Annotated in this window: 9 protein-coding genes; 4 read left to right on the top strand and 5 right to left on the bottom strand. The window is 54.6% G+C overall.

What is annotated here, in order from left to right:
• Window positions 1–3: 3 nt before the first annotated feature.
• Entirely contained in the window at window positions 4–1,467 is a 1,464-nt protein-coding gene (locus BN8_RS17540) for an ADP-ribosyltransferase domain-containing protein (protein ID WP_144051762.1), read from the bottom strand.
• On the opposite strand from BN8_RS17540, the gene BN8_RS32935 reads away from it, so the two are divergent.
• A complete protein-coding gene (locus BN8_RS32935) occupies window positions 1,453–1,746 on the top strand; it encodes a hypothetical protein (RefSeq protein WP_144051763.1) in 294 nt (97 codons plus the stop codon). The two genes, BN8_RS17540 and BN8_RS32935, sit on opposite strands and share 15 nt — an antisense overlap.
• 17 nt (window positions 1,747–1,763) lie before the next feature.
• On the opposite strand, the gene BN8_RS17545 is transcribed toward BN8_RS32935, so the two are convergent.
• The 4 genes from BN8_RS17545 to BN8_RS17560 all read right to left on the bottom strand — a co-directional run bounded on the left by BN8_RS17545 (window position 1,764) and on the right by BN8_RS17560 (window position 8,617).
• Window positions 1,764–3,668, bottom strand: coding sequence for an immunoglobulin domain-containing protein (locus BN8_RS17545; protein ID WP_040006212.1), 1,905 nt, complete (start codon window positions 3,666–3,668; stop codon window positions 1,764–1,766).
• A 52-nt stretch (window positions 3,669–3,720) separates the two neighbouring features.
• Window positions 3,721–5,118: an FGGY-family carbohydrate kinase gene (locus BN8_RS17550; protein WP_009283254.1), complete on the bottom strand. Its 1,398-nt coding sequence runs from the start codon at window positions 5,116–5,118 to the stop codon at window positions 3,721–3,723.
• Window positions 5,119–5,187: 69 nt separating this feature from the next.
• The gene (locus BN8_RS17555; protein ID WP_040006294.1) at window positions 5,188–6,474 is read right to left on the bottom strand and encodes a sugar isomerase; all 1,287 of its coding nucleotides are present in this window, start codon (window positions 6,472–6,474) and stop codon (window positions 5,188–5,190) included.
• Between the two features lie 19 nt (window positions 6,475–6,493).
• Window positions 6,494–8,617: a bifunctional rhamnulose-1-phosphate aldolase/short-chain dehydrogenase gene (locus BN8_RS17560; RefSeq protein WP_009283256.1), complete on the bottom strand. Its 2,124-nt coding sequence runs from the start codon at window positions 8,615–8,617 to the stop codon at window positions 6,494–6,496.
• 177 nt (window positions 8,618–8,794) lie between these two features.
• Between BN8_RS17560 and BN8_RS17565 the strand changes: the two genes are divergently transcribed.
• From BN8_RS17565 to BN8_RS17575, 3 genes are all read left to right on the top strand, one after another.
• Window positions 8,795–9,829, top strand: coding sequence for a GntR family transcriptional regulator (locus BN8_RS17565; protein WP_009283257.1), 1,035 nt, complete (start codon window positions 8,795–8,797; stop codon window positions 9,827–9,829).
• A gap of 99 nt (window positions 9,830–9,928) precedes the next feature.
• The gene (locus BN8_RS17570; RefSeq protein ID WP_009283258.1) at window positions 9,929–10,291 is read left to right on the top strand and encodes a hypothetical protein; all 363 of its coding nucleotides are present in this window, start codon (window positions 9,929–9,931) and stop codon (window positions 10,289–10,291) included.
• 427 nt (window positions 10,292–10,718) lie between these two features.
• Window positions 10,719–13,184, top strand: coding sequence for a DUF5686 and carboxypeptidase-like regulatory domain-containing protein (locus BN8_RS17575; RefSeq protein ID WP_229368098.1), 2,466 nt, complete (start codon window positions 10,719–10,721; stop codon window positions 13,182–13,184).
• The last annotated feature ends 92 nt before the right edge of the window (window positions 13,185–13,276 follow it).

Consider the following 13,276-nt stretch of genomic DNA (forward strand, 5'->3'; position numbering starts at 1 on the left):
GGTTCATTCAGTTAGTTCAATAATATATAACTTTCCAACTGTATCGGTATCGGTTCGGAAGTCAGTCACTTTAAATTGTGAATTACTTTTGAAAAGCACTTCTGCCTCCTGAAATTTGTCAGCGGCTGACATTCTGTTTATATCAACACCCGTTCGCCCATTTATTCGAAATATAACACGTGTCTCACCCTCTTTTACCGCTCGATCAGCAAACTGCTGAGCAACTCTCAGGTCTACGCTGGTAGAAGTAAATGCCTTTTCAATGTTGAGGGTACCGCTTTTAAATGCATCTTCGTATTGTTTGATTACCTCTTCTGGTAGCGATGTACCACGAAATGTCGTACCAATACGCTTCGGCAGTTTATTAACAGCTTCATTTAGAACGGTTTGAAACGAACGTAGGTAATCAGTCATTATGGCGGGATTTCGAATAGCAGCATTCAGTTCTCTAAATGCTGGAGTCGTATAGTGATAAATCGCTGTTACGTGTTCAAAAGTCAGGTTTTTGAAATCAATTCGTTCATCACTTTTAACTCGCTTTAGATTGTCCCGAACCGTTTGGTTACCGAAAAATTGCAGGTAAGTTGCCCTTGTGCGGTAGCTACTGGTTGCTAATGCATCATACGCCCTAATGTCCAATATCTCTGTATCAAACTGTTGAACCAAATCAGGCTTGCTTTCAAAATCTTTTTTGAACTGATCGAATAGCCCCCCTCTATTCAAAGCTTTAAACTTCTTTTGTAGTCGCAGTAGCATTGCGACCAACTCATCTGAGCCGCCAGCTAGTAAAGCAGCAACCGTTACCCCGGCTTCAGTGACTCCCGTTGCCGCTTTACCTACCAGCGAGACTAGCCCCTTCCACATGGTGGCGATGGTCACTCCGTCACGCCCGGCCTGATAATAGGGCTTTACACTTGGGGAAGGTTGGGCATAAATAGCCGCATGTTCTTTAATGATGTTAGCCACCAGTGAAGGCCGAATACTTCTGATGCCATCCCAAATCTGTTTAGCTTTCGCTGGCTCAGCAGCAATGTCTAAAGCCAAGTTCACAAACTGTAGCCCATCGGTCAGTTCTTCCAATGTTTGATCCATACCACCTGCCAGCACGGCCGGTACATTTACCACCGATTTCTGAAAATCCGCGTTGGCCGGATTCCACATCGGTGCAGGCACTTTCGCCAGCTCGATCAGCTTGCCGCTCAGGTCTTTTAGTCCCACGATGAAGGCAAACAGGTTGGCATCTTTATACTGAAACTTTCCTTCCTGCGTACTGCTCAGTTCGCTGTTATAATCGGTATTGCTACCCTCGTCGGGGGAGTTCTCCTTGCTGCGCTGCCGCAGCAACTGGTTGGCTTTACGCTCAAAGGCATCGTTAACCATGCCAGCGCTTACCCCCTTGGCGGCCAAATCATCGTTGACGATCGGAGCCACTCGGAAATCCGTCTTTACCGATTGCCAGGCTTCCATCGAGCTATTCCAACAAGCCCGTACCAGCACATTTGCCGAACCCACCCGGGTGCTCAGCGCCGAACCGGTCAAGGTCTGGCTGCTGGTCGCCGTAACATGAACGTACCGGTCCGTTTTATCGCAGTTGTACAGGTATATGTCAGCCTGCTGTCCATTAGCCGCCAGCACGCCCTTGAGCCCTTCGCCGTAACGGGCCAGAAACTTATCGGTCTGGCCACAGTCACCCTTGCCCTCCCAAACCGACTCCTTTGGCCCATCAATCTCACCATCGGCCGTTAGTTTGGTCTTGAAAACCGTTACCCTGCAACCTCCCTGGGGGTTGATCTGGTCGTCGTGAACACTTCGGGTAAAGCGGCTGTAACGGGCGTTAGCTTATACAGACTATTATCCCCCTCAGCAATGTACCGCGTCGTAGCTAAACCACTTTTAATGGGATCACCGTAGTATTTTTTGGCAGCTACCTGGAAAGAGAAGATCCGGTCCGGGTTTCTGCTGAATACATCCTGATCGACAAGGCGGATGTCGAGTTTGGTGTTTACAGGTAAGAGCACTACCGATTTGGTACCCACCGCCAGAAAGGTCATGGATTTGAGTAGCAGGTTCTCAGCAGACACATAAGCATTCGGCTTCGGTTTGGGGCTCGTTGTGGTAGCATTGGTGTTGGCCGCCTGTTGCAGGCTATCGAGTTGGCTGGCCAATTGCTCAGCGGTAATTGAACAAGTACCCGCAGCTACCCGCGCCGAAAGCCGACCGCCGGAAGCGGTAGTTGAACAAGCCAGAAACGTTTCGGCATTCGCCTGATACGCCTGACACTTGGCCAGGAGTCTATCCTTCTCCGTTGGGCTAAGTTGAGTATTCGACGCAATAGCAGCACACAGTTCAGCATTAACCGTACGGATGGTATCTTTCTGGCCAACTGTTCCGGTATAGACTGCATATAAACCGATCAGGTGAGTAGCCTTATCCTGAATTTGTGCGATTGCCGCATCGATGTCCGTAATCCCGCCCCAACTCGGATCATAGGCTGATTGTATTTTACCCGACTGCCCCGTAAATTCATAACACTCATTGACACTGGCTCCGGTGAACTCGACGGCTATACGCTGCCCCTTCAGATACGGTATCTCTGTATAGCCGATACCGGTCCAGATACCGTTACCACCGCTCTGTACCTCGGTTACAATCACGTCGAAGTCACCGGTACGGATGGTGTCACCGGGTGCCAGGTTGCTCAGCCCTAGACTACCCTCATCGATGATGGGAGCAGCGGGACCGTTACCACACTGGTAGGTATGAGCTACCTGACGACAGGGTTTAGCGCGCAGGGTGGTGTAGGCCACAAGCGTATCGACCGACCCGTCGGACCGTCCCTTGGTCAGCGTTACTTTATATTCTCCAATACGTCCCGCCGTCAGCGTTGGCGTAGTGGTGGCACTGGTGCTTGCGGCCGGCGTTCCGGTGGGTTCTGTCCAAAGGTAGCTGTAGCCCGTCAGGTCTAACCCGTCGAGTTCTTCTACGGATAAATTCAGTGTGCCAAAGCCCCCATTCATCCGCGGCAACAAGTCCGTCTCCGTAGGGGTGCTGTCCACCGCTTTTATCCGGATCGTACGCTGTACCTGGTTGGTATCGGCCCCCAACGTCACGCTCGTCTGAGCGGTAGCCGTACAGCCACCGGGTGCCGTCAGCGTCACCGTGTACGTACCATTGTGCGCCGTTGTACTGCTGGGTATAACGGGGTTCTGCTGGTTACTGGTAAAGCCGTTGGGCCCGCTCCAGGCGTAGGAGGTGCCTCCCACCGAACTGGCTGTTGCAAAAAGCCTCAGGGTGTCACCCAGCGCTGTTTCCCCGTTGGGGCTGTTGCTGCTGGCGGTCACCGAAGGCGGGGGCGTTACCGTTACGATCGTCGGACTGACTTCGCCTTCGGCCAGCGGGTTGCTGCTCAACACCCGCACCCGGTAGCTCGTCGAGGGAACGGTTCCGGCCGGGATGGTGGCCAGAATCGGGCTGGCGGTACCGCTGCCTATCATGAACGGATTGACAAAATTTCCGGCTGGATCAGACAACTCAACCGTAAAGGTGTTGTTGCCGCCAAAGCTACCTGTCGTGGCGAAGGGCACTGTCAGCGTCCCCCCCTGGCAAACCGTTGCTGGTGTGATGGCCTGCGTTTGAAGGGATGGGCCGGCTACCGTAACGATCACCACGGTATAGGGCCGTCGTATTTCTACCAGATTAGCGGTGTCTCGTAGATCAAGCCTACGACCGCTGCGTCGCGGTTGGTAGCGAAGCCTCCTGAGTAGGCAGCACCCGCTCGAACGTCCAGCCTGCTACGGGCTCGTCGTCCTGACGAATGTACAGCGCTGCGCCAATGGCGGTTGCCTGCGGGAGTAAGGAGGTGTACACCGCTTTCTCGGGGAACCGATTGGCCAGCAACTGCATAAAAAGCTGGCTGCGGGCGAAGCCGCCATCTACGTAGATTGTCGGCGTGTTCTGGTCAATCAACTTGATTGAAATAGTCAGGAGTTCGACCAGATCGATCATCAGCCGCGTGTAGGCTTCCTCCGCCGATGCAAACGCCGATACGTCCCAGTCGCCGGGCGGCTGGTTGGGGAAAGGGCCGGTCCCGGCCATACAGGCGGGCTGGAGTCGGTTCTGGTCGGATTGCCGCAGCCGTTCGACCAGGTCGGCCCGGTACGGTACCTGCCGCGAAAAATCCGGCGTCAGGTTGAAGTGCTCCGCGATGCGGGCCACCTGGTAGTCATGCTCCCGACCCATAAACAACCGCGATGCCTTGATGAAGGCCCCGCCGACGGTCAGGTACGAGAGGCAGTCGCGGTGCAGTTGCTCGTCGGTCAGCGGCTGGGTATTGAACGGATTGAGCGTGATGCACCACGTACCCGTCGACAGTACCATAAACTCACCCTGGCAGCGGCTCAGGTACGCCATAATTACTGACGAACTATCGTGCAGCCCACCCCCAAGTGGTACACCATCTGCGTATTGTACAATCGGTTGCCCAACAATGGGTGCCAGCTTCGTATGGAGCCCTTCGCGCAGCACCCAATCGTGGTAGCGGTGCTGTTCAAAGTCCCACAGAGCCGTGTGGCAGCCAATGGACGTATAATCGCTGGTCGGTTGGCCGGTGATCAGAAAAGAAATGTACTGCGGCAGATGCAACGACCACCGAACCCGCGCCCACACCTCGGGGCGGACGTGTTTGAGCCAGTACAGATGCAGTCCCGAATTAAGCATTCCCATCGGGGGCGAAGCTGTTTGCCGCGCCAGCGTCATTGCTTCACCGTAGGTAGTATAGAAATGCTCGGTTAGTTCAGGAGGGAATGGCTTCAGGTACGAGTACACGGGGGCCACTGGCTGCCCTGTTTCGTCAATATGTACCAGGGTAGCCCCGTAAGCGGCTACATTGACCGCCCGCAACTGAACCGAATCGCTGCTTTGCTCAATCCGGCGACGGAGTTGTTGCCAGTGATCGCGTACCCAGCGGGTTAGCAGCGGCAGATCGTCGCAGGGAAAGCCGTCTTCGTCGGTCGTTTCAGGTAAGGTTTCGCTGATCTCCTCAACAACGCGGTACTGTTCGTCGAAGAGCAGCAATTTTTTGTTGGTGCGGCCAATGTCGAAAACGGCGGTCAGTTGCATAGAGGCTTCAGGGCTTGTTAAGGGCTTTAGGGTTTAGTAGGTCTGACCGAGTCTATCTGACCAAAATCATTACAAACCCGTAGCGACAGCCAGCTTGCCGCGGGTGTCGATGCGTTGCTGGCGAATGCTGAGGTGCCGGTACAGACCTATAGGGTCGAGAGCGCCCCCCTGCCGGCGAATGGCTTCGGCAACCAACGCCCGTACGTCCGTCATGAAGGCATCGCGCAGTACCTCCTCAGCCCGAACGGCATCGTTAGCCTCCTGGGCATCGAACAGCGCGTCCGTGTCCACCAGTAAGGCTTTGGCGTAGGCCGTCAGGATGTTCTGCACTGATTGCAGCAGGTCTTCAATCGGGTCTTTGAGGTTATGACTGGCGTCGATCATGTAGGCAACGGGCGGATTCCGGACCACTGCATCCTGAGCCGCCTGCACCAGTTCGCAGAAAATCAGGAACAGTTGGAACGGCTTGATACTACCCGTCGTCAGGTCGTCGTCGCCATACATGGAGCCGTTGAAGTGGAAGCCGCCGAGCCGACCAAAGTGCAGCAGCCGAGCCACAATCTGCTCAATGTTGGTATTCGGCAAATGATGCCCCAGATCGACAAGTACCTGCGCCCGGGCGCCACAGCCCTCCGACAACCGCAGCGACGTTCCCCAGTCCGGAATCAGCATGGAGTAAAAATGCGGTTCGTACGGCTTGTACTCGATCAACATCGTCCAGTCCGGCGGCAGGGCATTGTAGATAGTCTGGAGTGACTCAAGCGTCCGTTGGTACGCCCGGCGAAAATGGTGCTGCCCCGGAAAATCGGAGCCGTCGGATAGCCAAACCGTCAGGGTTTTGCACTCATCGCCCAGTTTCTGACCGTACTCAGCCACCTGAATGTTATGTTCGACAGCCTGTTGGCGCACGTCAGCGTCAGTGTGGCACAGCGACCCAAATTTGTACGATAGCGGCTGCCCCGACTGATCCTGGAACGTATTGGAATTAACCGAATCAATGATCAGGTCGTTGGCTTGCAGCAGTTGTCGGATAGCCGCGTAATCGTGGGGAATGTCCCAGGGAATGTGCAGGGAAATAGCCCCCGACGAACGGTTCAGGGCGTGAATAATGCCAACGTCCTCAATTTTTTCCTCCAGCGAACGCGGTTCACCACCGGCCGGAAAACGGCCGAATCGGGTTCCGCCCGTACCGAGCGCCCAACTTGGGATAGCCACCTGAAAAGCCGCCAGTTGCTGCAGCAGTGTTTCGACGTCGTGACCCGACCGGCTAAGCTGCTCGCCGAGGTATCCCCAACGAAAGTTATGGTCACCGACGAGGGTTTGGTTGTATTCGTTGATTTGATCGGAAAAGGTCATGGGTTCAGGAATTTTGGCATTATCGGACAAACGCTGCGGCCACGCCCCCATCAACGTTCAGGACGTTGCCGGTACTCTTGGCCAGCGAGCCATCCACAAACACGAGTACGGCTTTAGCGATGTCTTCAGGCAGAATTTCTTCGTTCAGAATCGTCCGCTTGGCGTAGTGGGCGGGCAGTTCGTCAACGGAGATACCATAGGCTTTAGCGCGGCCCTGTGCCCAGTCGCCCGCCCAGATTTTGCTGTTGCGCAGGACGGCATCCGGATTCACGACGTTGACGCGGATTTTTTCGCCACCCAGCTCGGCCGCCATCAGCCTGGACATGTGTAGTTGGGCCGCTTTAGCTGTCCCGTACCCAACGTTGTTCGGTCCGGCAAACAGCGCATTCTTCGACACAATATTGACAATGTCGCCACCGCGCTCCTGCTTCCGCAGCACCTCAACCGCCCGCTGCGACACCAGGAACTGGCCTTTCACCAGAATGTCCTGCAGGCGATCATAATCCTCAATGGTCGTTTCGGCCAGCGGCTTGGAGATCGAAATACCGGCGCAGTTCACAATGATATCGACCCCGCCAAAGGCCAGTATCGTTTCGTCCAGCGAACGGGCAATGGCGTTGGCATCGGTTACGTCCAGCTTGACCGAACGCACGTTATCCTTGCCGTACACCTTACCAAACTCCGTCTGGGTTTCGTCGAGCAGGTCGCGGTCGGCCAGCATCACACAGGCCCCGTTCTGAAGCAGCACTTCGGCAATAGCCCTGCCGATTCCACCCGTGCCCCCCGTCACGTAGGCGATCTTACCGCTCAGCGACTTCGGCTTCGGCATCCGTTGCAGTTTGGCCTCTTCGAGCAGCCAGTACTCAATGTCGAACGCTTCCTGCTCCGGCAGCGATACGTAGTCCGAAACGGCTTCGGCCCCCTTCATGACGTTGATCGCGTTCTGGTAGAACTCAGCCGCGATGCGGGCCGTCGACTTGTCTTTAGCGAACGAGAACATTCCCACGCCGGGCAACAGCACAATCACCGGGTTTGGGTCGCGCATGGCCGGGCTGTCCTCGTGTTTGCAACGCTCGTAATAAGCGGCATAATCGGCCCGGTACTGTTCAAACTGCTCGTCCAGGTACGTTTTCAGTTCCTCGGCCGACCGTCCGGCTACAACCTTTTCGTCCAGCACCAGCGGCCGGATTTTCGTGCGCAGGAAATGGTCGGGGCAGCTCGTTCCCATCGGGGCCAATTTCGACAGCTCATTGGAATTGACGAACTCCAGCACCGCCGGGCTATTGGTAAAATGACCGATCATGGGCCGGAACTGCGACGCCCGCCCGCGCAGGTACGGCAGCAGCGTAGTGGCCTGTTCCTGGGGATTGGTAGCCGACTCCATTCGAACACCACCGAACACCGGTCGCCGTTTGCCGTAGTTCTCGTCCAGATAGACGGCCGCCTTTTCAATGAATGTCAGGCTATTGAGGTACGATTCATAAGCCGTATCGCCCCAGGTAAAGAAGCCGTGGCCACCCAGCATGATGCCTTCGATGCCCGGATTGTTCTCAATGGCCTGCTCCAGTTTCAGACCAAGGTCAAAACCGGGCCGCTGCCAGGGTACCCACGCAAATTTTCCGTCAAAAATTTCTTCAGTCAGGCGCTCACCATCCTTGCTGGCGGCAATGGCGATGATCGCATCGGGATGCAGATGGTCGACGTGTTTATAGGGCACAAACGCGTGGAGGGGCGTATCGATTGACGGAGCCGCCGATGCCAGATCGTAGAGGCAATAGCCATACAACCCCACGATTTCATCTTCAAAAGCCAGACCTCGGTAGCGATTTTTCATCGCATGCAGGCGGTTCATATACAAACCTGCCAGTCCTTTGCGGGTCAGCGTCCCGATGTCGCCCCCGGACCCTTTGACCCACATCACGTCAACCGGCTCACCCGTTAACGGATCAATTTCCGAAGTTTTAACACTGGTGTTTCCACCCCCGTAGTTTGTGATCCGCAGATCACGGCCAAGCAGGTTTGAACGATAGATAAGCAGAGCTATCTCATCGTGAGCCATTGAAGCAGCCTGGGTTTCGTCCCACAGGTAACTGACATGTTGAAAAGAGGCCGGATCGGCACTTAGACGGTTGAGGGTTTGCATAAAGAGTTGTAAGTAGCTCGCCTACGTGGTTATTGGACAAAACTTGTTACGCTGACTGATATTCGTGTCCTGCGCTTACCTGACACCAGGTTAATTCGGCTTTATTAAGTACGTTTTTGAGTAGAGTTATTCTGCTATAATCTTGTAAATTACAAGGCCCAAACCTCAATCGGCTCCATGAACTTCAGTATCAACGAAAACTCGAGTACGCCAAAGTACCGACAGATCGTCGATTCAATTCTTCACGGCATTGAAATCGGTGCGCTGCATCGCGACGAACAGCTACCCTCTATTAATGAACTCAGCGAAGAGTATTATCTGGCCCGGGATACCGTCGAGAAGGCCTACAATGTTCTGAAAAAAGAAGGTGTAATTCAATCCGTTCGTGGAAAAGGTTATTTTATTCGCCGGGAGGGTCCGGGCCAGCTCCGGGTACTGCTGCTGATGAATAAACTCAGCGCTTATAAAAAGATCATCTACTACTCCCTGCTGAATACTTTCGGCGACAAGGCAATCATCGATCTGCGCCTGCATCATCACGATGCCGCCCGATTTGCCCAGCTCCTGCGCGAAAACCTCGGCCAGTATCACTACTACGTGGTTATGCCGCATTTCTACGACCAGACCGCCACCGATGCCGCCACGGCCCGGGAGGTAAACGTACTGAATCTGCTCGCCGAAATCCCATCCAACGAACTGGTACTGCTGGACAAAGACCTGCCCGACCTCAGGGGAAACCACATTGCCGTGTTTCAGCAGTTCAGTTCGGATCTGTATGCTGCGCTGGAGTCGGGTGCTGACCTGCTCGAAAAATACCGGAAACTGACATTAATCTTTCCCAAGGATGTGCAGTATCCCCGGGAATTGATTCAGGGATTTCAGAACTACGGGGTTCACTACCGGAAAGAGTTTACGATCCTGGGCACAACGCAGGGACATACCATCGAACCTGGTACGGCCTACATCGTGCTTGAAGATTCGGATCTGGCTCAACTGGTGCGGCAGGCCCGTTACCACAACCTGCAACTGGGCCGCGATGTCGGTATCCTGTCGTTCAACGAAACTCCTTTAAAAGAAGTCCTGGCCGATGGCATCACGGTTGTTTCGACCGATCATGAACAGATGGGCCAGACGGCCGCCCGCCTGATGCTGGAGCGCAAATCCGGGAAGGTCAAGAACCCGTTCCAGTTGATTCGGCGAGGATCGTTGTAACGCCGGGCCGTTTTGGCTCGTTGCTGATTTCGGCAAAACATTACCGCATGACAATGGGTTGTTGCATTGAACCATTTTGGGGACCAACTCAACGATACTATGAAAATTGCCGTAGAAAAAGACCAGGACAAACCGCTGCTTACGGACGGTCATCACACGGTCGAGATTACCCGCATCGACGAAGGAACGAGCGAATACAAAGGCATTCCGTTCTTTACCTGCCGCTTCGAAAACGAAGAGGGATACGTATCGCAGCGATTCTATCAATCGCCAGCCGGGATGCCTGCCATTGTTAACCTGTTTAAAACCGCAGGTATTGATGTGAAGGAGGGTGCCGAACTGGATACCAAACAATTGCTTCACAAAACCCTCGACATTGAGGTTGGGGAGCGCAGTTACAACGACCCCGAAACCGGGAACGAACGTACGCTCAAACAGGCTACTAATTTCCTGCTGAGCTAACCGGCAGCAACCTCGTACAACCTGAACCGCGCCCGGCTGACTTTTTCGGCCGGGCGCGGCTGTTTCAGATGCCGTGCAACCGTTTGATGCGGGAAACGGTCTATCTACTCAGGTCCGGCAGATTAACGTCTGCACTGACTGACGCCTGACCCCTTTAAAACCAATGCTTCGCCGGTCGATATGAACGCTTAACCTCCAAATAGCTTTATCGATCCAGCCCGAATAATCAATTTTAACTCACGCTCAGCAGGTTTGGTAGACACAGACCCTGCTTTCATCGCGTTGCTGTTGGCTTGGTAAACTTTGTTGACTACTTTACGGTTACAGTAGAGTTCGTTAACTGAATACAACCTATGACATGTATATACGTATTTGGACGGTTCTGATAACTACACTGCTTTGCTGGGCGTGTGTAGTACAGTCCGTCATGGCCCAATCGACGTTTGTCATCTCCGGACGCATTACGGATGCGGCCACTGGGGAAGGCATTCCATTTGCCAATGTCGCCATCAAGGGGCTTTCAAAAGGTACGGTTTCAGACGCCGAGGGCAAGTACGTTCTCCGCACGACACAGACCGGTGATTCATTGCTGGTTTCGAGTCTGGGCTACCAGAACCGGACGTATCGAATCTTACCCATCGAGTCACAAACGATTGACGTACAGCTCCCGGCAGCGGCCACCAAGCTGCAGGAAGTCAAAGTATATGCCAAGGGGGGCGATCCGGCCTATCGCGTCATCCGGGAGGTTGTTCGTCGGCGCGACCGCTTTGACCCGGCCAGACTCAGTGGGTACCAGTACGAAAACTACACCAAAATTGAAGCGTACGTCAACAATTTCAGCCGCAAACGGAAAAACGGCAAAGGACCCGGCCCGGTGGGTCGGCTGCTGGGTAAACTTCCGGCCGTGACCGACGAAAATGGCGATCCGGCCGTACCCGTATTCATTTCCGAAACCTTTTCTGAACTGTATGCCCGCAGTAATCCCGAGAAGTTCAAGGAACGGGTCCTGAAGTCGCAGGTGCGGGGAGTCGGCGTAACCGACGGCAGCCTGGTTGCCCAGTTGACGGGAGCGTCGTTTCAGCAGTACAACTTCTACCGCAATTACCTGAACGTACTTCGCAAAGACATCCCCTCGCCGGTGGGCGCTCAGTGGGAAACCGTGTACACCTTCCGGCTAAAAGACACCGTATCCATTGGCGACGCTATCTGCTACGAAGTGGAGTTTGAGCCAAAACGCGCCAGTGATCTTGCTTTTGCCGGATCGGTCTGGATCGACACTACCCAGTTCGCCCTGGCTCAGCTTGAGGTCAGTGTGGGCAAGCGGGCGAATATCAATTTTGTAGATGAGATTCGTATTGAGCAGGAATGGACGACACTAGCATCGGGAGCCCGATTGCCGACGCAGACACACGTTATGATCGATACCGACGAGCCAACGCCCCGCTCACCGGGGGGGCTGGTCCGGTTCTTCTCAGCCGCCCGCAACATTGTGGAAGGCCAGCCCCGCGAAGTGACGTTTTACGACCCATCTCTCGAACTGTCTGATGATTACAAGGTAAAAGACCCTTCGTTCTGGAGCAGCGCCCGACCGGATTCGCTGTCGCCGGAAGAGTGGCGGGCCATGCGGGTTGTCGATTCGGTCCGGAATGTTCCATTAGTGAAAGTAGCGGGCGATGCCATCCGGCTGGGCGTAATTGGCTACCAGTCGCTCGGCAAACTGAACGTCGATGTAGGTCCGCTGCTGTACACCTACGCCAACAACACCGTTGAAGGGCACCGTATTCGGCTGGGTTTGCGAACCAACACCGGTTTCAGTCGCAAATGGCTGCTCAGCGGCTATGTGGCCTACGGCACCACCGACAGGACCTGGAAATACAGTGGCACCATCGAATACATTCTCAACCGTAAGCCGTGGACCGTACTGGGCGTTCGTCGGAGCTACGACCTGGAGCGCGTCGGGGTGTCGGCCGATAACATCGGCGGCAACTCGTTCTTCTATGCGTATTCCCGCTTCGGAACCATCCGTCGGCCGTATTTTCAGGAGGATAACCTGGCCTACTTCCGGCGCGAGGTCGGGCGGGGTTTTACGCAAACATTTGCGCTCCGTAATCGAACGTTCGATCCGCTGTTTGCCTTTGCGTTCCGTCCGCAGGCCGGCGACGATGACCAGCGCATCCGAAATAGCTACCGAACCACCGAATTCATCTGGGAAACCCGCTTCGCCCCCGACGAGGTGATGCTTCAGAATGACAATGTACGTATCAGTGCCGGGGCAACCCGCAAACCAATTCTGACACTACGCTACACAGCCGGTTTACGCGATGTGCTGGGGGGCGATTTTGCGTACCACCGCGTTGCTATGACCATGAAGCATTCGTTCCGGATGGGTGTGCTGGGCCGGACGTATTATACAGTTGGTGCCGGTATCATTCCAGCGACTCTCCCCTACCCTTTGCTGTATACTCCGCTGGGTAACGAATCGCTGTTCTACGTTGGCAACGCCTTCAATCTGATGAATTACTTTGAATTTGTGGCTGACCGGTACGCGGAGTTGCAATTTGAGCACAACTTTAGTGGACTGCTGTTCAACCGGATTCCGCTGCTCCGACGACTGAAATGGCGCGAACTTATAACGGCCAAAGTGCTGACGGGGAGCGTATCGCAGGCTAACCTCAATACCATTCCTTCAACAGATGAACAAGGACACCCGGTTCAGGGATTCCGGGCACTGGGCAACACACCGTACGTAGAAGTGGGCTACGGCATCGACAACATCTTTAAAGTACTGCGAATTGATGCACTGCACCGGCTTACCTACCGCGACAATTCCAGCATTTCTGGGGTACCGGTAACGCCCTTCTCGATCAAGGTGTCAGGCTGGCTGAGCTTTTAAGCTGCTCTCTACGGACCTGTACGCCCTAAAACACACGGCCCGCGCTCCGTAAGACGAAGCGCGGGCCATGTGCAATTAAACAAACCGGTTTA

It is taken from the genome of Fibrisoma limi BUZ 3 (assembly GCF_000296815.2).
GTDB classification, from domain to species: Bacteria; Bacteroidota; Bacteroidia; order Cytophagales; family Spirosomataceae; genus Fibrisoma; species Fibrisoma limi.

Excerpts from the sequence above, each read along its gene's own strand:
- BN8_RS17555 (WP_040006294.1), bottom strand. The coding sequence starts at position 6,474 with ATGACCTTTTCCGATCAAATCAACGAATACAACCAAACCCTCGTCGGT.
- BN8_RS17570 (WP_009283258.1), top strand. The coding sequence starts at position 9,929 with ATGAAAATTGCCGTAGAAAAAGACCAGGACAAACCGCTGCTTACGGAC.
- BN8_RS17550 (WP_009283254.1), bottom strand. The coding sequence starts at position 5,118 with ATGCAACTGACCGCCGTTTTCGACATTGGCCGCACCAACAAAAAATTG.
- BN8_RS17560 (WP_009283256.1), bottom strand. The coding sequence starts at position 8,617 with ATGCAAACCCTCAACCGTCTAAGTGCCGATCCGGCCTCTTTTCAACAT.
- BN8_RS17540 (WP_144051762.1), bottom strand. The coding sequence starts at position 1,467 with ATGGAAGCCTGGCAATCGGTAAAGACGGATTTCCGAGTGGCTCCGATC.
- BN8_RS17565 (WP_009283257.1), top strand. The coding sequence starts at position 8,795 with ATGAACTTCAGTATCAACGAAAACTCGAGTACGCCAAAGTACCGACAG.
- BN8_RS17575 (WP_229368098.1), top strand. The coding sequence starts at position 10,719 with ATGGCCCAATCGACGTTTGTCATCTCCGGACGCATTACGGATGCGGCC.